At 67.7% G+C, this 20,859-nt stretch carries 11 protein-coding genes; 3 read left to right on the forward strand and 8 right to left on the reverse strand.

Annotated features, from left to right (window positions below; all coding sequences use genetic code 11):
* Positions 1 to 59 precede the first annotated feature (59 nt).
* Entirely contained in the window at positions 60 to 494 is a 435-nt protein-coding gene (locus ACAM57_RS24075) for a hypothetical protein (RefSeq protein ID WP_126022932.1), read from the reverse strand.
* Between the two features lie 143 nt (positions 495 to 637).
* On the opposite strand from ACAM57_RS24075, the gene ACAM57_RS24080 reads away from it, so the two are divergent.
* Entirely contained in the window at positions 638 to 1,492 is an 855-nt protein-coding gene (locus tag ACAM57_RS24080) for a helix-turn-helix domain-containing protein (RefSeq protein WP_369659228.1), read from the forward strand.
* On the opposite strand, the gene ACAM57_RS24085 is transcribed toward ACAM57_RS24080, so the two are convergent.
* The 5 genes from ACAM57_RS24085 to ACAM57_RS24105 form a co-directional block, all read right to left on the reverse strand.
* Entirely contained in the window at positions 1,389 to 3,656 is a 2,268-nt protein-coding gene (locus ACAM57_RS24085; RefSeq protein WP_369659229.1) for an acyl-CoA dehydrogenase, read from the reverse strand. The two genes, ACAM57_RS24080 and ACAM57_RS24085, sit on opposite strands and share 104 nt — an antisense overlap.
* Positions 3,657 to 3,777: 121 nt before the next feature.
* Positions 3,778 to 4,386 (reverse strand): hypothetical protein, encoded by a 609-nt coding sequence (locus ACAM57_RS24090; protein WP_369659230.1) that lies wholly within the window; start codon positions 4,384 to 4,386, stop codon positions 3,778 to 3,780.
* An 8-nt stretch (positions 4,387 to 4,394) separates the two neighbouring features.
* A complete protein-coding gene (locus ACAM57_RS24095; RefSeq protein WP_369659231.1) occupies positions 4,395 to 5,519 on the reverse strand; it encodes a DUF2827 domain-containing protein in 1,125 nt (374 codons plus the stop codon).
* Positions 5,516 to 6,667: a DUF2827 domain-containing protein gene (locus ACAM57_RS24100; protein ID WP_369659232.1), complete on the reverse strand. Its 1,152-nt coding sequence runs from the start codon at positions 6,665 to 6,667 to the stop codon at positions 5,516 to 5,518. The genes ACAM57_RS24095 and ACAM57_RS24100 overlap by 4 nt, the downstream gene beginning before the upstream one ends.
* A gap of 99 nt (positions 6,668 to 6,766) precedes the next feature.
* Positions 6,767 to 14,983: an ESPR-type extended signal peptide-containing protein gene (locus ACAM57_RS24105; RefSeq protein ID WP_369659233.1), complete on the reverse strand. Its 8,217-nt coding sequence runs from the start codon at positions 14,981 to 14,983 to the stop codon at positions 6,767 to 6,769.
* Between the two features lie 490 nt (positions 14,984 to 15,473).
* Here ACAM57_RS24105 and ACAM57_RS24110 point away from each other — a divergent pair, with 490 nt between their 5' ends.
* Both ACAM57_RS24110 and ACAM57_RS24115 read left to right on the forward strand, forming a co-directional pair.
* Complete coding sequence (locus tag ACAM57_RS24110; protein WP_369659234.1) at positions 15,474 to 16,610, forward strand: DUF2827 domain-containing protein; 1,137 nt, start codon at positions 15,474 to 15,476, stop codon at positions 16,608 to 16,610.
* 42 nt (positions 16,611 to 16,652) lie between these two features.
* Complete coding sequence (locus ACAM57_RS24115) at positions 16,653 to 17,513, forward strand: hypothetical protein (RefSeq protein WP_184635563.1); 861 nt, start codon at positions 16,653 to 16,655, stop codon at positions 17,511 to 17,513.
* Positions 17,514 to 17,593: 80 nt separating this feature from the next.
* Here the strand turns inward: ACAM57_RS24115 and ACAM57_RS24120 are convergent, their stop codons facing one another.
* Both ACAM57_RS24120 and ACAM57_RS24125 read right to left on the reverse strand, forming a co-directional pair.
* Positions 17,594 to 20,185, reverse strand: a complete 2,592-nt coding sequence (locus ACAM57_RS24120) for a bifunctional aconitate hydratase 2/2-methylisocitrate dehydratase (protein ID WP_369659235.1) — start codon at positions 20,183 to 20,185, stop codon at positions 17,594 to 17,596.
* 91 nt (positions 20,186 to 20,276) lie between these two features.
* A complete protein-coding gene (locus tag ACAM57_RS24125) occupies positions 20,277 to 20,837 on the reverse strand; it encodes a hypothetical protein (RefSeq protein WP_126022684.1) in 561 nt (186 codons plus the stop codon).
* Positions 20,838 to 20,859: the final 22 nt, after the last annotated feature.

Below are 20,859 nucleotides of genomic sequence, written 5' to 3' on the forward strand. Positions count from 1 at the left end.
CCCCTGCTTCCTCATCGCGAAAAGCGCGGGAAACAGAGGCGCCGCGGGCATGCGCCGGCTCACCAGCGGCCGGCCGGCGTCAGGCTCGCGGCGGAGCCTGCGTTGCCACGGCTGCGGCGCAGCCCGGTCCACTGCAGCTCGGCCAGCACGATCACGCACACGGCCTGCGCCAGCACCCAGGCCACGCCCACGGCGGTGACCGGGAAGATGCCGCTCACCAGCAGCGAGATGCAGGCCACGGCCCAGCCGAAATTGCCGACGACGACAAGGCCGATCAGCGTGCGCGGCGGCGTGCTGCGGCTGGCCATGAAGGCGGCCATGGCCGCGTAGGCCAGCAGGAACACGCCGGTGCCCATGAGCAGCGGCGCCGGCAGCCCTGTCAGCCCGGCGAGCGCGCCGGTGAAGGCCACCTGCAGCGCGCCGGTGGCGGCGCAGGAGGCGGCGTCGGCCCACATCACGTTGGGCAGGAAGCGGGGGGATGCGAAGATGGACATGGCGGACATGGAATCTCTCCTTGGGTGGTTACGCCGCAAGCCAGTCCTGCCGCGTTGGGGTCGATGATTCCGGCCCCGCTGCATCGGGTCGATGACCTGGGAGGTCATGGCGCCGCGCCATCGCCACGCCAGAATGCGGGTCCATGAACACCACCCGCTCCCACACGTCCAAGGCCGGCCAGCCCGGCGCGCGCGACCCGTTCGGCGCGCACCTGCGGCACTGGCGCACCCACCGCCGCCTGAGCCAGCTCGACCTGGCGCAGGAGGCCGAGGTCTCGACCCGCCACCTGAGCTACGTCGAAACCGGCCGCGCCGCGCCCAGCCGCGAGATGGTGCTGCGCCTGGCCGAGCGGCTCGACGTTCCGCTGCGCGAGCGCAACGCACTGCTGGTGGCCGCCGGCTTCGCGCCGATGTACAGGCAGCGCTCGCTCGACGACCCCGCGATGGCCGCCGCGCGCCGCGCCGTCGACCTGGTGCTGAAAGGCCACGAGCCCTTTCCGGCGCTGGCCGTGGACCGCCACTGGAACCTGGTCGCGCACAACGCGCTGGTTCCGCTGCTGATGGAAGGCGCCTCGCCCGAACTTCTGAAACCGCCGATCAACGTGCTGCGCCTGAGCCTGCACCCCGAGGGCGTGGCGCCGCGCATCGCCAACCTCGCGCAGTGGCGCGTGCATCTGCTGGAGCGCCTGCAGCAGCAGATCGCCGCCACGGGCGACGCAGTGCTGCAGTCATTGCACGACGAACTCGAAGCCTATCCGGCGCCCGCGGTGAGCCACGACGCGCCCGTCATCGACACCGCGCTGTCGGCGGTGGCCGTGCCCTTCCAGGTGGTGATGCCCGGCGGCGTGCTGAGCTTCATCAGCACCATCACGATCTTCGGCACGCCGGTGGACGTCACGCTGCAGGAACTCGCGGTGGAGTCGTTCTTTCCTGCGGATGAGCAGACGGCGGCTGCGCTGACGGCACTGGCGGCGCAGCAACAGCAGCAGGCGGGCTGAGGTCCGCCCTGCCCTGCGCATCGCGCGGCGGGCCTTCGAAGTCGTCGACCTGGATGACCTTGTCGGCCGCCTTCAGGTAGGCCAGCGCCAGCTCGGGGTCGGGCGCCGAGCGCGCAGCCTCTTCAAGCGAGTTCGTGCGGCGCAGCACCTTGTTGAGCGCGGCCGTGCCGTCGCCAAGCTTCGCGCCCAGTTCCATCGCATGCATCAGGTCGAGCAGGCCGCCCGCGGCTGGCTCGCTCAGGTCGGGCGCCAGCCGCCCGACGATGCGCGGGTCCTTGCGCAGCAGGTCGGCCAGTTCGAGCAACTGCAGGTCGCGCAGCGGCGCCAGGTGCGCGGTGCGGCGCAGCACCAGCGAACCGATCACGCGCCGCCCCGGCGCCGGAAGGTTCGCGTAGAGATCGCGCAGGATGCCGCCGGCCTCGTCGATCTGCAGCCGGATCGCCGCCTTCGCGAAAGGCAGCATTTCCGGCGCCCGCTCGACGCCGTAGCGCCACACGCAGGCGCTCGCCAGATAGAGATGCGCGAGCACGTCGCCCAGGCGCGCCGAGAGCAGCTCCATGCGCTTGAGCTTGCCGCCGAGCATGCCCATCGCGAGATCGGCCGTGAGCGCGTACTTGGCACTCATGCGCGCGATGAGCCGTGCTTCATGCACCAGTTCGTCCGGCGGCGAGCCGAGCACCGGCGCGCCGAACAGGCTGCGCCACAGGTTCACCGCCACGTGCCGGCCGTGCGCCATCAGCGCCTTGCCGAGCGCGGTCTCGTCCTTCGCCTGCACGGCGGCCATTTCGTCGAGCACGTGCGGATGGCACCGCACCGCGCCCTGCCCGAACACGATCAGCGCACGCGTGAGGATGTTGGCGCCCTCCACCGTGATCGCGATCGGCGCCTGCCGGTAGGCCACGCCCAGCAGGTTGGAGGGGCCCGAGATGATGCCCTTGCCTCCGAGGATGTCCATGCCATGGTTCACCGCGCGCCGGCCCGCTTCCGTCAGCTGCACCTTGAGGATGGCGCTCGCCACGCTGGGCCGCTCGCCTTTGTCGAGCGCGGCGGCCGTGAAACGGCGCGCCGCGTCGCTCGCATACAGCTCGGCCGACATCTGCGCGACCAGCCCCGCGACAGCATGGAACCTGCCCACCGGCATGCCGAACTGCTCGCGGATCCGGCCGTAGCCGTTGGCCACGTACAGCGCGGTCTGCTGCATCGCCGAGCCCAGCGCCGGCAGCGATATCGCGCGGCCCGCCGCCAGGCATTCCATCAGCATGCGCCAGCCCTGGCCGACCTGCTGCTCGCCGCCGATGATCCAGTCCATCGGCACGAACACCTGGCGGCCGTGGATCGGGCCATTCATGAAGGCGCTGTCCATAGGCCGGTGGCGACGCCCGATCTCCATGCCGGCCTGCGGCACGGGAATGAGCGCGCAGGTGATGCCCAGCTCGCGCTCGCCTTCCGGCCTGCTCTCGTCGATGGCGTGGAAGGCCAGCCCGACCACGGTGGCGACCGGTGCGAGCGTGATGTAGCGCTTGTCGAAATCGACCAGGAAGCCGCGCCGCATGCGCCCGCCGATCTCGCGCTCCACCAGCACGCCGCGATCGGGAATCGAGGCCGCATCCGAGCCCGCGTAAGGCGAGGTCAGCCCGAAGCACGGCAGCTCGCGGCCATCCGCCAGGCGCGGCAGGTAGTGGGCCTTCTGCGTGTCGGTGCCGTAGCGCAGCAGCAGCTCGGCCGGGCCCAGCGAATTGGGCACCATCACCGTGACGGCGGTGGCCACGTTGACGGTGGCGATGCGCGCAACCACCGTGGCGTGCGCATGGTGGCCGAAGCCGAGGCCGCCGAACTCCTCGGGAATGATCATTCCGAAGAAGCGCTTCTCGCGCAGGTAGCGCCACACCTCCGCCGGCAGGTCGCGCGCCTGGTCGATGGCATGGTCGTCGAGCATGCGGCACAGCTCGCGCACTTCGTTGTCGAGAAAGGCCTGCTCGCGCTCGGTGAGCCGGTTCGGGCCCATGGCCGCGAGCGCGTCGAAGTCGGGACGGCCCGCGAACAGCCGCCCTTCGAAGCCGACAGTGCCGGCCTCCAGCGCGGCGCGCTCGGTGTCGCCCAGCGGCGGCAGCGCCTTCGAGAAAGGCTGCATGGCCCATCGGCCGATCAATGAAGCCAGTGGCATGGTGCGTCTCCTTCCTGCCGCCGCGGATTCGCGTGCGGATCGTCACCATTCTTCGGGCTTGCAGCCGGCTTGCGGGGCCGGTCAAGGACGTCCCCGGTTGTCGGAGACGGGCGCCTGTCGCCTAGCGCTTCTTCGGTGGCTGGGTCGCGCCGGCACCGGCGGGAGCCGCCGCCGGTGCAGCCGCCGGGTCGCGCCAGCCGTATTCCACGTAGCGCCGGATGATCAGGCAACCCGGCGGCGAATCGATCAGCGAGACCGACGAGGTCGGCTCCTTCTCGTCGGTGTAGACCGCGTAGTTGGGCAGCAGCCGCGTCATCTTGTAGCTGCCCAGTTCCTGCTGGCCGACGCTCGCGCAGGTGAAGGGCGCCACCGAGATGCGCTCGGCCGACACGGTGCAGGCGCCGCTGTCGTCGGGAATCGCGGTGATCGACGCGGCCACGCCCGCGTTCGGAAACTCCATGCCGATCAGCGAGAAGATCGGCCCGCCGTCGGGGCGCTTGCGGTCCCAGTCAAGCAGCACGTCGTGGCTGCGACTGCCCTGCACGGTGAGCGTGGCAAGCCGCGTGATCGCCGGCAGGCAGCGCTTGACGCCCACGCTGGTCGCGGCGCGCGTGAGCGTGTCCTGCGGCGGGGCGGGCGGCGCCAGAACGCCCTGGGCGAGCGCGCTGCCGGCGAAGGCCCATGCGAGGGCCGCCAGCGACAGACGGGGGAATCGTTGGGTCGGCTTCATCCCGGTCCTCATGCGTAAAGGTTTTCGATGGCGGCGGTGTAGACGCGCACGTTCTCCTCACCCTCGGGGTCGAGGGTGGCGATGAAGCGGCGCGCGCGCTCGCGGTAGGCCGGCAGGTCGGCGTCGTGTTCGGCGAAGGCGCGCCGCAGCGCGAGGCCGCCCTCCTCGCAGTCGAAGCCGTGATAGTGGTAGCCGCAGTCGCCGATGAGGTGCGAGTTGTGGATCAGCGGATAGCCGCCGTACAGCGCCTCGTAATAAAGATAGTTCTGCGCGTTTTCCCAGTGGTGCGCGAACACCGCGTCGATCTTGCCGGGCATCACCTGGAACATCGGAAAGCGCCCCTCGAAGGTGGCCAGCCCGTGCTGCACGATGTCCAGGCTCTGCGCGAAGCCGATGAAGAGCGCCTTGTCCTTCAGGTGGAAGCTGTTGTAGACCCACATCTTCTCGATGAGCCTGGGCTGCGCGCGGTGCGCGGCCTCGCAGCCGAGCATCGGGATGAAGCTGGTCTTCACCATGCAGATGTTGGGCTCGAAGATGGCCACGCGCCAGCGGCTGCGGCCGGGCTCGTAGGCGAAGGGCGCCCCCTGCGGCGCGCGGGCCATGGCACGCTCCAGCACCATCGGGCTCCACAGGTGCGGCATGAGCCGCACCGGCGCGCGGAAGGTGCTCTCGAAATACGGCTTGCACGACACCTCGTACTCGGGGATCGTCCAGACCTCGTCGTAGGGCGCGCCCGAGATCAGCAGGCCGTGCGGCTTGTCGAAGATCATGCGCTCGATGTCGATCACGTAGTCGTTGCCCACGCGCATCGAGACGATCTTGCCGCCGCGCTCGCGGAACGCCACCGACCACGGCACGGCGAGCTGGGCGCTCATCTCGAACATGACGTCGAGCTGCTGCCCCGCCGTGGCCATGTCGATGATGGGCACGGGCGAGTCGGCGAGGAAGTTGGTGGCATCCGCCGGGCCGCCGTCGCCGCCGCCGGCCACCAGCACCGCGCTTTCCACGCGCGGCGAGCGCAGCAGCAGCATCACGAGAAACAAACAGTTCTGGTAGACGCCGTTCTCCCACAGGCTCTGCTCGCCCTTGCGGATGAAGATGGAGACGCCGACCTTGAGCTTCGCCGGCGTCATGCGGCGGCCCTCGCTGCATCGGCGCGGAACGCGGCATTGCCGCCCACGAGGTGCAGCAGGCGCTGCGCGTAGCCCTCGATGTTCGCGGGGTTGAGCGGGTCGACCGACTGGAACACGCGCTGGGCTCGGGCGCGGTAGTCGTCGAGCTGCAGGTCGTGGGAGCGCACGGCCTCGCGCAGCTGCGCCGCGCCGGCGGCGATGTCGAAGTCGGGGTAGTAGTAGCCCGCGTCGCGCAGCCAGGGCGAGTTGTGCACCAGTGGGTAGTTGCCGTAGAGCGCGTCCAGATAGCCGTAGTTCTGGTCGTTCTGCCACTGGTGCGAGACCACCGCGTCGGCGAACTGCACCATGAAGCCCGCGAAGTCGTTGCGGCCGTGGAAGGTCGCCTTGTGCTGGCGCACGATGTCCAGCGAGTTCGCCAGGTACAGCATGGTCGGGTGGTCCTTCAGGTGCAGGCTGTTGAGCACCTGCATCGAGGTCACGGCCGACGGGTCGGCGCGGTAGGCGCCGTCGCAGATGAGCATGGGCACGCTGCAGGTCTTCACCACCGAGATGTTGGGCTCGAAGATCGCCACGCGGAAGCCCGGCTGTTCGGCGGTGCGCGGCCTGTAGCCGAAGGGATAGCCCGCGGCCTCGACCTCTGCGACGCGCTGGGCCAGGAACTGCGGCGACCAGAGGTAAGGCACCTCGTGCACCGGACAGCGATGGATGGTGCGCATCATGGGCGCAAACACTTCGTCCTTGGGCAGCAGCCACACCTCGTCGCAGCGGTCGGGCTTGCTGAAGTGGCCCTTGTCGGTGAAGACGATGGGCTCGGCCAGCGCCGCGAAGGGCTGGCCCACGCAATGGAACACCACGCGGCCGCCGCATGTGCGGAAGTATGAGAGCCACTGCACGTCGAGCGCGCCGGCCATCTCGATGACCACGTCCAGCGCGTCGGTGAGTTCGCGGGCCCGGCCGAAGCCCAGGCCCATGGCGGCCATGTCGACCTGGGGCGGCATGGCCTGCTGGTCGCCCGCGTCGACGAGGGTCACGGATTCGACGAAGTCGATGCGTTGCAGCAGCCGGGCCAGGAACAGGACGTTCTGCCCCATTCCGTTCTCCCAGATGTTCTGCCCCGCATGGGTAAGGACTGAAATACCTATGCGCATGAGGCGGAGTGTGTACCAGAAAGAACGGCTCCCACGCCGTGAAGCGAGGGAGCCGCCCGTTCGAGGGCCGGTTCGGCGGCCTTTCAGTGGCTTATTCCCTTATTTCCACTTCCAGCCGATGCCGGCGTTGATGCCCCACTCCTTGCCCGTGGTCGTCAGGCCCGCGCCCCACGACATCTTGCCGTCGTCCGACAGTGCCTTGAAGGTCAGCGCCACCGCGCTGTAGCCCTTGTAGCTGCCCAGGCCCACGCCCACCGTCTTCTCGCCCGGATAGAGCGTCGGCAGGTAGGTGCCCGACATCGCGAACGCCATGGCCGTGCCCGAGTAGGCGATGCGCGCCACGTCGCCGACCTGGCCCTGCACCTGGTTGAGCTGCTGCACGTTGACCGCGTCGCCCGGCAGGATGCCCGCCGCCACGTTGCTGATGCGCGTGCCGCCCGGCGCCTGGCCGTTGCCCAGCGTGATCTGGTTGTAGTTGACCGAGCCGTCCGGGTTGGTCGCGTACTGAACGCTGCTGGCCTTCGATGCCGCCGAGGCCGCCTTCAGCTGCGCCACGTTGGTCGCATCGCTGTCGGCCGTGCCCGCCGCCACGCCGGTGATCTGGCGGTACTGGCCGTTGGCCGCGTCGCCCACAGACACCGCTGCCTGCGTGCTGGTGGTCGCCTTGATCGCGGCCTCCTGCTGCGCCGTCGCGCCGCCCGGCACATAGCCGGCCATGCCTGCGGCAGTGGAAGCCACCGAGCCGGAGCCCAGCGCCACGCCGCCGCTTTGCTGGACGATCGCGCCGAAGCCGATGGCCGTGCCCTTGGAGACGTTCTGCGCCTGGCTCAGCGGCGTGCCGCCCGCATCCGCGTTGTCGCCCAGCGCCACGCCGCCGCCGCCCGCACGGGCGTTGGCACCGATGGCCTGCGAGCCCGTGGCCAGGGCGCCCGTGCCGATGGCGATCGCGTTAGCACCCGTGGCCTGTGCGCCGAAGCCCACCGCCACCGCGCCATCGGCCGTCGCCTTCGCACCGTTGCCGGCCGCGAAGGAGTTGGCGCCGCTGGCCACCGACTGCGGGCCGATCGCCACCGCCTCCTGCCCGCTGGCCACCGAGTCGCCCGCCGTCGAGTTGGCGTGGAAGTACTTGGTGCCGGTGTTGTAGATGTTGTTGACCGAGGTGCTCAGGCTGTTGAGGTTGACGTTCGTCGTGCTCAGGCCGGTCGACAGGCTGCCGATGCCGCTGAACGCCGTGCTCAGGCCCGACGAGGTCGAGGTCGAGAGGCTGTTGATGCTGCTCGTCGCGGTGCTCAGGCCGCTCGACGTGGAGGTCGACAGGCTGCTGATGCTGCTGGTAGCGGTGCTCAGGCCCGTGGAGGTCGAGGTCGACAGGCTGTCGATGCTGCTCGTCGCGGTGCTCAGGCCGGTCGACGTCGACGTGGACAGGCTCGCCAGGCCGCTGCCGGCCGAGGACAGGCTGGTGGAAAGGCTGTCGACCGTGCTGTTGGTCGTGCTCAGGCCCGTCGACAGGCTGTTGATGCTGCTCGTGGCGGTGCTCAGGCCGGTCGACGTGGAAGTCGAGAGGCTGCTGATGCTGCTCGTCGCAGTGCTCAGGCCGGTCGAGGTCGACGTGGACAGGCTGTTGACCGTGCTGTTGGTCGTGCTCAGGCCGGTCGACAGGCTGTTGATGCTGCTCGTGGTGGTGCTCAAGCCGGTCGAGGTCGAGGTGGACAGGCTGTCGATGCTGCTGGTGGCGGTGCTCAGGCCAGTCGAAGTCGACGTGGACAGGCTGTTGATGCTGCTGGTCGCAGTGCTCAGGCCGGTCGAAGTCGAGGTGGACAGGCTGTCGATGCTGCTCGTCGCGGTGCTCAGGCCCGTCGAGGTCGAGGTGGACAGGCTGTCGATGCTGCTGGTCGCAGTGCTCAGGCCGGTCGAAGTCGAGGTCGACAGACTGTCGATGCTGCTGGTCGCAGTGCTGAGGCCGGTCGAGGTCGAAGTCGACAGGCTGTTGATGCTGCTGGTGGCAGTGCTCAGACCCGTCGAGGTCGACGTGGACAGGCTGTTGATGCTGCTGGTGGCGGTGCTCAACCCCGTCGAGGTGGAAGTCGAGAGGCTGTCGATGCTGCTCGTCGCAGTGCTGAGGCCGGTCGAGGTCGAAGTCGACAGGCTGTTGATGCTGCTCGTTGCAGTGCTCAGACCCGTCGACGTCGAGGTCGAGAGGCTGCTGACGGTGCTGTTCGTCGTGCTCAGGCCGGTCGACAGGCTGTTGATGCCGCTCGTGGCGGTGCTCAGGCCCGTCGAGGTCGAGGTGGACAGGCTATCAATGCTGCTCGTCGCGGTGCTGAGGCCGGTCAACGTGGAGGTCGACAGGCTGTCGATGCTGCTCGTGGCAGTGCTCAGGCCGGTCGAAGTGGAGGTCGACAGGCTGCTGATGCTGCTCGTCGCCGTGCTCAAGCCAGTCGACGTGGAAGTCGAGAGACTGTCGATGCTGCTCGTCGCAGTGCTCAGGCCGGTTGAAGTCGAGGTCGACAGGCTGTTGATGCTGCTCGTCGCGGTGCTCAGACCGGTAGAAGTGGACGTCGACAGGCTGCTGATACTGCTCGTCGCAGTGCTCAGGCCAGTCGACGTGGAAGTCGAGAGGCTATCGATGCTGCTCGTGGCGGTGCTCAGACCCGTCGACGTGGACGTCGAGAGGCTGCTGACAGTGCTGTTGGTCGTGCTCAGGCCGGTCGACAGGCTGTTGATGCCGCTGGTCGCAGTGCTCAAGCCGGTCGAGGTCGAAGTCGAGAGGCTGTCGATACTGCTGGTCGCGGTGCTCAGGCCGGTCGAGGTGGAGGTCGACAGGCTGTTGATGCTGCTTGTTGCGGTGCTCAGACCCGACGAGGTCGACGTCGACAAGCTGTTGATGCTGCTCGTCGCCGTACTCAGACCGGTCGACGTAGAAGTCGACAGACTGCTGACGGTGCTGTTGGTTGTGCTCAGGCCGGTCGACAGGCTGTTGATGCTGCTGGTGGCGGTGCTCAGGCCAGTCGACGTGGAAGTCGAGAGGCTGTCAATGCTGCTCGTTGCAGTGCTCAGACCGGTCGAAGTCGAAGTCGACAAGCTGTTGATGCTGCTCGTCGCGGTGCTCAACCCCGTCGACGTGGAGGTCGACAGGCTGTTGATGCTGCTCGTCGCCGTGCTCAACCCCGTCGACGTGGAGGTCGACAGGCTATTGATGCTGCTCGTGGCCGTGCTCAAGCCCGTGGAGGTCGAAGTCGACAGACTGCTGATGCTGCTGGTGGCCGTGCTCAGGCCAGTCGACGTGGAGGTAGACAGGCTGTCGATGCTGCTCGTGGCCGTGCTCAGGCCCGTCGACGTGGAGGTCGACAGGCTGCTGATGCCGCTGGTCGCGGTGCTCAAACCGGTCGAAGTCGAGGTCGACAGGCTGTTGATGCTGCTCGTCGCGGTGCTCAGGCCCGTGGAGGTCGAAGTCGACAGGCTGCCGATGCTGCTGGTGGCCGTGCTCAAACCCGTCGAGGTGGACGTGGACAGGCTGTCGATGCGGCTGTTTGCCGTGCTCAGGCCGGTCGACGTGGAAGTCGACAGGCTGCTGATGCTGCTCGTCGCCGTGCTCAGACCCGTCGAGGTGGACGTGGACAGGCTGTCGATGCGGCTGTTTGCTGTACTCAGGCCGGTCGACGTGGAAGTCGACAAGCTGCTGATGCCGGTGGAAGTCGACGTGGACAGGCTGTTGATGCTGCTGGTGGCAGTGCTCAGGCCAGTCGAAGTCGAAGTCGACAGACTTGCAACAGCGCTGTTCGTGGTGCTCAGGCCGGTCGAGGTGGAGGTCGACAGGCTGTCGATGCTGCTGGTCGCCGTGCTCAGGCCGCTCGAGAGCGAAGCCGTGACGGTCTTCACCTGGGAGACGTTGACGGCGTCCGTGTCCGCGCTGCCCGGGGCCACGCCGGTGATCACGCGATTGCCGACGTTCAGTTCGCCCGACGCGTTCTGCTTGCTGGTCAGGCCGAAGGCGTCGTAGTTCGTCATCGCCGCGGCGCTGCGGCTGGCCGTGGAGTTCGCGCCCAGCGCCACGCTGTTGTCGCCGTTGGCGATGGCGTTCTGGCCGATGGCCACGCTGTTCGCGCCGATGGCCTGGCTGTCCGCGCCGGTGCTGTTGGCGTGGAAGTACTTCGTGCCGGTGTTGTAGATCGAACTGACCGACGAACTCAGGGTGCTCAGGTTGCTGTTGGTCGTGCTCAGGCCGGTCGACAGGCTGCCGATGCCGCTGGTGGCGGTGCTCAGGCCCGTGGAGGTCGAGGTCGACAGGCTTGCGATGGAGCTGTTCGTGGTGCTCAGGCCAGTCGACGTGGAAGTCGACAGGCTGCTGATGCCGGTCGACGCCGATGTGGACAGGCTGTTGATGCTGCTCGTCGCCGTGCTGAGGCCCGTAGAGGTCGAGGTCGACAGGCTGCTGATTCCGGTCGACGCTGAGGTGGACAGGCTGCCGATGCTGCTCGTCGCCGTGCTCAGGCCCGTAGAGGTCGAGGTCGACAGGCTCGCAACGGAGCTGTTCGTGGTGCTCAGGCCCGTCGAGGTCGAGGTCGAGAGGCTGCTGATGCCGGTCGAAGCCGACGTGGACAGGCTGCCGATGCTGCTCGTCACTGTGCTCAGACCGGTGGAAGTCGAGGTCGAGAGGCTCGTAATGGAGCTGTTCGTAGTGCTCAGGCCGGTCGACGTCGAGGTCGACAAGCTGGCGATCGAGCTGTTGGTGGTGCTCAGGCCCGTCGAAGTTGAAGTCGACAGGCTGCTGATGCCAGTCGAAGCCGACGTGGACAGGCTGCCGATGCTGCTCGTTGCCGTGCTCAGACCGGTGGAAGTCGAGGTCGAGAGGCTCGTAATGGAGCTGTTCGTGGTGCTCAGGCCGGTCGACGTCGAGGTCGACAAGCTGGCGACCGAGCTGTTGGTGGTGCTCAGGGCCGTCGAAGTCGAAGTCGACAGGCTGCTGATGCCAGTCGAAGCCGACGTGGACAGGCTGCCGATGCTGCTTGTCGCAGTGCTCAGGCCCGTGGAAGTCGAGGTCGACAGGCTCGCAACCGAGCTGTTGGTGCTGCTCAGGGCCGTCGAGAGGCTGCCGATGCTGCTCGCCGAGTTACTCAGGCCGGTCGACAGGCTGCTGACGGCGCTGTTGGTCGTGCTGAGACCGGTCGACAGGCTGCTGATGCCGGTGGAAGTCGAGGTGGACAGGCTGCCGATGCTGCTTGTCGCGGTGCTCAGGCCCGTGGAGGTCGAGGCTGACAGGCTCGCAACGGAACTGTTGGTGGTGCTCAGGCCCGTCGACGTCGAAGTCGACAGGCTGCTGATGCCGGTCGAAGCCGACGTGGACAGGCTGCTGATGCTGCTGGTGGCGGTGCTCAGCCCCGTCGAGGTGGAGGTCGACAGGCTGTTGATCCGGCTGGTCGCGGTGCTGAGCCCCGTGGAAGTCGAGGTCGACAGGCTGCTGACGGTGCTGTTGGTCGTGCTCAGGCCGGTCGAGAGGCTGACGATGCCCGTGGAGGTCGAGGTCGACAGGCTTGCGACCGAGCTGTTCGTGGTGCTCAGGCCGGTCGAGGTCGAGGTCGAGAGGCTGGCCAGGCTGCTGTTGGTGGTGCTCAGGCCGGTGGAAAGGCTCGATGCGGTGGTGCTCAGCTGCGCGACGGTCACGGCGTCGGTGGGCGCGGCGCCGTCGGCCAGGTTGGTGATGCGGCGGTTGGTCGCGGCCGTGCCGCCGCCGAACGAGACTTCGCCGCCGTTGGCCGTCTGCCCGGTCATGTAGGCGGCGCCGGTCGGGGCGGCCGCGCCCGTCACGCTGCCGTTGCCGATGGCCACGGCGTTGGCGTACTGCGCGATGGCCTTGTAGCCGATGGCCACGGCATTGGCGCCAGCCGCATTGGCCAGCGTGCCGATGGCCACCGTGCGCGTGTTCGACGCGAGCGCACCGGCACCGATCGCCAGGGCCTGCTGGGCCGATGCGTTGGCCGTATCGCCCAGCGCCACCGCCGACTGGCCGGTTGCGGTGGTGTTGTTGCCGAGCGCGACGGACTGTTGCGCCGCGAAGCCGTTCACGCCGATTGCGACGGATGCCACGGCGGAAGCGTTGGCGTTCCGGCCGATGGCCGTCGAGTCCTGGACGGCGCTCGCGCTGCTGCCGAGCGCGACGGCGCCCAGGGCCGTTGCGCGCGAGCTGTCGCCGAGGGCGACCGTGCCTGCGCCGATCGCGTTGGTGTTGTTGCCCATTGCGACGGCGCCCTGGCCGATCGCGTTGTTGGCGTTGCCGATGGCGACCGCGCCGTTCGCGGCGGTCGTGCCGGCGGCGTCGCCTGCGGCCGTGCTGTCGGCACCCAACACCACGGCGCCGGTGCCGTTGGCGGTGTTGGGGTCGCCGATGGCCACGGCGCCATTGCCCGTGGCCTTCTGGCCGCGCCCGATGGCGACTGCGCCACCCGTGGCCGAGCCGCTGTTGGCGGTGGTGCCGCTGGAGCCGATCGCGACGTTCTGGCCCGTGGCGCCGCTGGTCACGCCATCGCCCTGAGCGATGCCGAAGGCACCGTTCACCACGGCGCCGCGGCCGAGGGCGATGCCCGAAGTGGCGGTCGAAACGACCGAAGACTGGCCGCCGATGGCGATGGAGTCGGCGGCCGCTGCGGCTGCGCCGCCGGTGGCGTTGCCGCCGATGGCGGTCGAGCCTGCGCCGCTGGCTGCGGTGGCCGTGCCGATGGCCACTGCGTTCGAGCCTGAGCCGAGTGCGTTGACGCCGAGGGCGAGCGTCGCATCGACCACCGAGGTCGTGTTCGGCGGCTTGACCGATGCGCCGTTGCCGATCGCGATGCTGCGGGTCGAGCGGTCGTCCGTCGCGGCGTTGCCGCCGATGGCGATGCCCGCGTTCTGGGCCGAGACGCCGAACTGGTCGGCGGATGCGCCGGTGCCCAGCGCGATGCTGCCGCCCCAGCTGTTCGCGTTGGTGCCGATGGCTACCGAGTTGACGTCGGTGTTGGAGCCGATGGCGGCGTTCTTGCCGATGGCGATGGAGCCGTCGGCCCTGGCCAGGGCGGTGTTGCCCACCGCGACGGAGCTGTTGCCCAGGCCTGCCGCGCTGGAGCCGACCGCCACCGCGCTCGCGGCAGCTGCGTTGGCGTTGTTGCCGATGGCCGTCGCGCTGGCGCCGCTGGCGTTGGCACCGCTGGCGATCGCAACGGTGTTCGTTCCGGAAACCTTGGAACTGGCGCCGATGGCGACACCGCCATTGGAGCTCGCGGCAACGTTGGCGCCGTCGCCCTGCGCAATGCCGGAAACGCTGTTCACCACGGCGCCGCGGCCGACCGCGATACCCGAAGTCGCAGCCGCCGCCACGTTGGACTGGCCGCCGATGGCGATGCCGTCGGTCGCCGCGGAATTGGCGACGCCGCTGGCATTGCTGCCGATGGCGATGGAACCGGTGCTCGATGCCGTGGTCCCGTTGCCGGCTGCGAGCGAGTTCTGGCCGGAGGCCTTGGCTCCCACGCCGAACGCGGTCGCGCCCTGCGCGGTGGCGCTGGTGCCGTTGTTGCCGATGGCCAGCGTGTTCGTGGCGGTGGCCGAGGTCTGTCCGCCGACGGCGGTCGAATCCTGCCCCGTGGCCTTGGCGCCCGTGCCGATCGCGGTCGAGTCGCCCAGGGAGGCCGCGGTGCCGCTCGCATTGGCGCCCCAGCCGATGGCCAGGTTGCTGGAACCGAGACTGGCGGCATTGGCATTCAGTCCAATGGCGATGCCGTTGACGCCCTGCGCACTGGCAGCGTTGCCCACGGCCACGCTGCTGGTGCCGATCGCATTGGCGGCGGAACCGAGGGCGGTGCTGTTGTCGCCGGCGCTGCGAGCATTGAAGCCGGCGGCCAGGCTCGTGATGCCGGTGGCCTGGGCCTGGTGGCCCAGCGCGGTGGCGAGCTTGTTGGCCACCGCCGCCATGCCGATGGCCGTGGCGCCCGCGCCCTGGGCGGTGGTGAAGGAGCCGATCGTCGTCACGCCCAGGAAGTTGCCGCCGTTCGAGGAGCAGCCGGCGACCGTCGACCACACGCCCGAGCCATCGACCGGGGCGACGGTCGCCCCGTACGCCGTCGTGCCATCGGGGCCGGTGCCGCCGCCGGTCACGCAGGTGCCCGACGGCCCGAGCACCGAGGCCCCCGCATGCGGGCCGAAGGCCATGGAGGCGATCGCCAGACCGATTGCCGCGACCGTGGCGGTCACGCTGGAACCGCTTCGCTTGCCGCGCGCCGAGGTGATCTCCGATGCCGCCACCCAGGCGCCAAGGGATTCATTCCATATGCTTCTGTAAGACTTGTTCATGTGACTTTCGGCTCGCGGTGTGGACGGATTCGGATAGCGGAAATGCGATGCTTCCTGCCTCAGGCTCCATCGCCGAGGCGCCCAATACGGCACCTCAATTACAAGAATGGTGGAATGTACGGAGTTGTTTACATTTCCGATGCACCGCAACATTCTTCAAAATCGACTCTGATGATTTAGTTCACAAAAATTTCAAAAAGCGTCCTGTCTTGCATGCCAGAAGCGGTCGTCGAACGTTGAAACAGGGTTCCAATTGAAGGCATGCAGACCTCCAACTCCATTCATTTGCATCGAACACCTCCCATCTGGCGGTCTTTTCCAGGCGTTCTCGGTGATGCCGCACAGCGGTTCGCTTTTCGATTTCTTTGAATGCAAAGGTCTGCCGTGAAATTAAAATCGTGAAATTGATCACGACCCAATAGCAAGCCTCGTGACTTTTTTCACGCAAATGAGCCCACCTCCGGCAATTAACATTTAAGAAACAATTCAAATGTCTCTCGCCCCAAGGCTGCGCATCGGAATCACCATCGGCCTCCATCACGAGGCCGAAACGCTGTGGAACAACGGGATCAAGCAGAACGCCGTGTTCCTGGCGGAGGCGCTGAAGCACTGCCCGACCGTGGCCTCGGTGGTGCTCGTTAACACCACGGCCGTCCCGATCACCCAGGCCCTGCCCTGGGACCAGTCACGCTGGCCCACAGTGACCTTCGAGGCGGCCAAGGACAGCGTGGACGTGCTGATCGAGCTCGGAGGCCAGATCGACGCGGCGCAGACCGACTACCTCAAGCAGCGCGGCGCGCGACTGGTGTCGTACTGCTGCGGCTTCGAGTACGTGCACGCCATGGAGGCGATGCTGTTCAGCAAGCCGCTCTGGGGACAGAACCTGTTCGTCAACCAGCGCTACGACGACATCTGGATGGTTCCGCAGGTCGCCAACATCAGCCAGCCGTACTTCGAGGTGCTGCGCCGGGCCGATGCGCGCCCGGTGCCCTTCGTGTGGAGTCCGGTGTTCCTGGACGAGCGCACGCGCGGCCTGCCCGATGCCGGCGTCTACCAGCCGAAGGCCGGCCCGCGCCGATTGAGCGTGATGGAGCCGAACATCAACGTGGTGAAGTTCTGCCTCTACCCGGTGCTGATCGCCGAGCTGGCCTACCGGGCGCGGCCCGGGGCCATCGCGCTGCTGCAGGTCACCAACGCCGAGCGGCTGGCGAAGGAGAACATGGAGTTCATCACGCTGATGAACCAGCTCGACCTGGTGCGCCAGCACAAGGCGGTCTTCCTGGGCCGGCACGAAACGCCCGTGTTCCTCGCGCAGAACACCGACATCGTGGTCTCGCACCAGTGGGAGAACCCGCTGAACTACTTCTACCTGGAGACCTGCTGGCAGGGCTACCCGCTGGTGCACAACGCCCACCTGTGCGCGGACCTGGGCTACTACTACCAGGGCAACGACGTGTCCGGCGCCAGCACCCGCGTGGTCGAGGCCATCGACACGCACGACGCGCAGGCTGGCGCGTACCGCGAGCGCCAGCGCAGCCTGATCGGCCGCTACCTTCCCGGCAACGCCGCGGCCACCGAGGTCTACGACACCCTGCTGCTCGGCCTGATGCGGCGCGCGGCCCGATAAGCTCGGCAGTCACCCGGCCAACGACAAGCGAACGGAACCGACATGCTCGATCCATCCGAACTCCGGCAGTTCTTCCCAGTGATCGTGACGCCAAGCCACGACGGCAAGGTCTTCCTGAACTACGTCAACTCGATGCTGAACTTCGCCGTGCAGGCCGAGCGTGCCGGCATGCGGCTGCAGGTGTTCACGCACCAGGGCGAGAGCCTGGTGACGCGCGCGCGGAACAACTGCGTGGCCCAGTTCCTGGCCAATCCGCAGTGGACGCACCTTTTCTGGGTCGACGCCGACATCGGCTTCTCGGCGCAGGCGGCCTTCCGCCTGCTGCTGTCGGGCTACGACGTCGCGGCGGGGGTCTACCCGCTGAAGCGGGAGAACTGGCCCGAAGGCGGCGTGGCCGCTGGCACGACGCAGCAGCAGTTCGAGTCCACCTTCACCCGCTACACGGTCAACGCCCAGGCATCCGCGACCACCTCGCGGGTCGAACTGGAGGTGCAGCCCGACGGCTTCATGAAGATGACCGAGGCGCCGACCGGCTTCATGGTGATCAGGCGATCGGTGTTCGAGCGGCTCATGGCGAGCTACCCCGATCTCAGCTACGTGCCCGACAGCATCGGCGAGGCCGACCTGGGCCTGCACTACCGATTCTTCGACGTCATGGTCGATCCGCAGACGCGGCGCTACCTGTCGGAGGACTACGGCTTCTGCCGCCTCTGGACGGGGCTGGGCGAGTCGATCTATATCGACGCCAACTCCAACCTCTCCCACCAGGGCGCCAAGCTGTACCGCGGCGACTTTGCGAACTCGCTGCTGAACGCCCTGCCCCATGCGGTGGGCGGCCCGGCCGGCGCGGCGATGGTGCTCACGGGGCAGGAGTACCTGCAGCCCAACCAGCCTTCGCCCTGAAAAAGAAAAAGCCCCGCAGAAGCGAGGCTTGCGGGGCTCGTTTCATCGGGCGATCCGCAGATCACCCCGGGAGAGCCCGATCAGGCCGCGACCGTATCCGCCACGCCCTTGTAGTCCTCGATCTTGTCGAAGTTCAGGTACTGGTAGATCTTGTCGCCGTTGCTGTTGATCACGCCGATGTCGGCCATGTACTCCTCGCGCGTCGGGATGCGGCCGAGCTTCGAGCAGATGGAAGCCAGTTCCGCCGAGCCCAGGTACACGTTGGTGTTCTTGCCCAGGCGGTTCGGGAAGTTGCGGGTGCTGGTCGACATCACGGTGGCGCCTTCGCGCACCTGTGCCTGGTTGCCCATGCACAGCGAGCAGCCGGGCATCTCGGTGCGGGCGCCGGCATTGCCGAACACGCCGTAGTGGCCTTCCTCGGTGAGCTGCTGCGCGTCCATCTTGGTCGGAGGCGCGATCCACAGCTTGACCGGGATGTCGCGCTTGCCCTCGAGCAGCTTCGACGCCGCGCGGAAGTGGCCGATGTTGGTCATGCACGAGCCGATGAACACTTCGTCGATCTTGGCGCCGGCCACGTCCGACAGCGTCTTCACGTCATCGGGGTCGTTCGGGCAGGCCACGATCGGCTCGTGGATGTCGGCCAGGTCGATCTCGATGACGGCCGCGTAGTCGGCGTCGGCGTCGCCCTTGAGCAGCTGCGGATCCTTCAGCCAGGCTTCCTGCGCGGCGATGCGGCGCTGCAGCGTGCGGGCGTCGGCATAGCCCTCGGCGATCATCCACTTCATCAGCGTGATGTTGCTGTTGATGTACTCGATGATCGGTTCCTTGTTCAGGTGCACCGTGCAGCCGGCAGCCGAGCGTTCGGCCGAGGCGTCGCTCAGCTCGAAGGCCTGTTCCACCTTCAGGTCGGGCAGGCCCTCGATCTCGAGGATGCGGCCCGAGAAGATGTTCTTCTTGCCCTTCTTCTCGACCGTCAGCAGGCCGGACTTGATGGCGTACAGCGGAATCGCGTTGACCAGGTCGCGCAGCGTGACGCCGGGCTGCATCTTGCCCTTGAAGCGCACGAGCACCGATTCGGGCATGTCCAGCGGCATCACGCCGGTGGCGGCTGCGAAGGCCACGAGGCCCGAGCCGGCCGGGAAGCTGATGCCGATGGGGAAGCGGGTGTGGCTGTCGCCGCCGGTGCCCACGGTGTCGGGCGTCAGCAGGCGGTTGAGCCACGAGTGGATCACGCCGTCGCCCGGGCGCAGCGAAACGCCGCCGCGCGTGCTGATGAAGTCGGGCAGCTCGTGGTGCATCTTCACGTCCACCTTCTTCGGATAGGCGGCGGTGTGGCAGAACGACTGCATCACGAGGTCGGCCGAGAAGCCCAGGCAGGCCAGGTCCTTCAGCTCGTCGCGCGTCATCGGGCCGGTGGTGTCCTGCGAGCCGACCGAGGTCATCTTGGGTTCGCAGTACGTGCCCGGGCGCACGCCCTGGCCTTCGGGCAGGCCGCAGGCGCGGCCGACCATCTTCTGCGCCAGCGAGAAGCCCTTCTTGGTGTCGACCGGGCTTTGCGGCAGGCGGAACAGCGTCGATGCGGGCAGGCCCAGGGTCTCGCGCGCCTTGGCCGTCAGGCCGCGGCCGATGATCAGCGGAATGCGGCCGCCGGCGCGCACTTCGTCGAACAGCACGTCGCTCTTGACCTTGAATTCGGCGATGACCTTGCCGTCCTTCAGCGCCTTGCCTTCATAGGGGCGCAGTTCGACGACGTCGCCGGTGTCCATCTGGCTCACGTCGAGCTCGATGGGCAGCGCGCCCGCGTCTTCCATGGTGTTGTAGAAGATCGGGGCGATCTTCGTGCCCAGGCACACGCCGCCGAAGCGCTTGTTGGGAATGAAGGGGATGTCTTCGCCCGTGAACCACAGCACCGAGTTGGTGGCCGACTTGCGGCTGGAGCCGGTGCCGACCACGTCGCCGACGTAGGCGACCTGGTGGCCCTTGTCCTTGAGCGACTCGATGAACTTGACCGGGCCGCGCTTGCCGTCTTCCTCGGGCTGGAACGCGGTGCCTTCACGCTTGTTCTTGAGCATGGCCAGCGCGTGCATCGGGATGTCGGGACGCGTGGTGGCGTCGGGCGCGGGCGAGAGGTCGTCGGTGTTGGTCTCGCCGGGCACCTTGAAGACCGTGATGGTCAGGCTCTGCGGCACTTCGGGACGGCTGGTGAACCACTCGGCATCGGCCCAGCTCTGCAGCACGCCCTTGGCGTGGGCATTGCCCTTGTCGGCCTTTTCCTTGACGTCGTGGAACTGGTCGAACATCAGCAGGGTCTTCTTCAGGCCTTCGGCCGCCACAGCGCCGACTTCGGCGTCGTCGAGCAGGTCGATCAGGGGGCTGATGTTGTAGCCGCCGAGCATGGTGCCGAGCAGTTCGGTGGCGCGGGCGCGCGAAATGAACTCGCTCTTCTCGGTGCCGTGGGCCACGGCCGCGAGGTAGCTCGCCTTGACCTTGGCGGCGTCGTCGACGCCGGCAGGCACGCGGTGGGTGAGCAGGTCCAGCAGGAAGGCGCCGTCCTTCGCATTCGCACTCTTGAGGAGTTCGATCGCTTCAGAGGTCTGCTTCGCGCTCAGGGGCAGCGGCGGGATACCGAGCGCGGCGCGTTCGGCAACATGGTCAACGTAGGCTTGCAACATCTTCTTTTCTCCGGAAACTGGGCTGGCGGGCATGCGGGGCGGCTCCGGCGGTCAAGCAAGAGCCGCGCCGCACCCCACCGGGTAGGGACGCTTACTTCTTCTCGCCGTCGGCGCCGTCGAACAGGGCCTTGGGCGGGTTCTTCTTCATTTCTGCGGCAAACGCGATCTGGGCTTCGGTCTGGCATTCGTCGGCGATGCGCAGGCCGGCCTTCTGGTTCATCAGCATCGACTTGTTGCCGAGCTGGAGCCACATGGCGCCGGCGCGCGGGTCTTCGAGGCGGATGGCGCCGGTGCGGCTTTCGACCGGGTGCATGCGGTACTTCTGGCCCTTCGTGCTGACGGTGAAGAAGCCGGGCTTCTTCTCGTCGGCCGTGACGGTCACGTCGGCGCCGAGTTCGCACTGGGCCTTGCCGAGCGACACGCGCTTGGCGACTTCGAGATCGGCGTCGCTGAGGACGATGTTGGTGTCATCGCTGATCGGCGTGACTTCTTCCACCGCCTTGGCCGCCTTGCGGGTGACCTGGCGCTTCGGGGGCGCCTTCTTCTTCGCCGTCTCGGCCTTGGCCGCAGGCTTGGCAGGCGTCGTGCTCTGTGCCACGGCCGCGAGCGGCAGTGCCAGGGCGACAGCGGCGATCAGGGCAATTTTCTTCATGTGTGGGTTTCCTTGAGGCTGG

The organism is Variovorax sp. V15, assembly GCF_041154425.1.
Lineage (GTDB): Bacteria > Pseudomonadota > Gammaproteobacteria > Burkholderiales > Burkholderiaceae_C > Variovorax > Variovorax guangxiensis.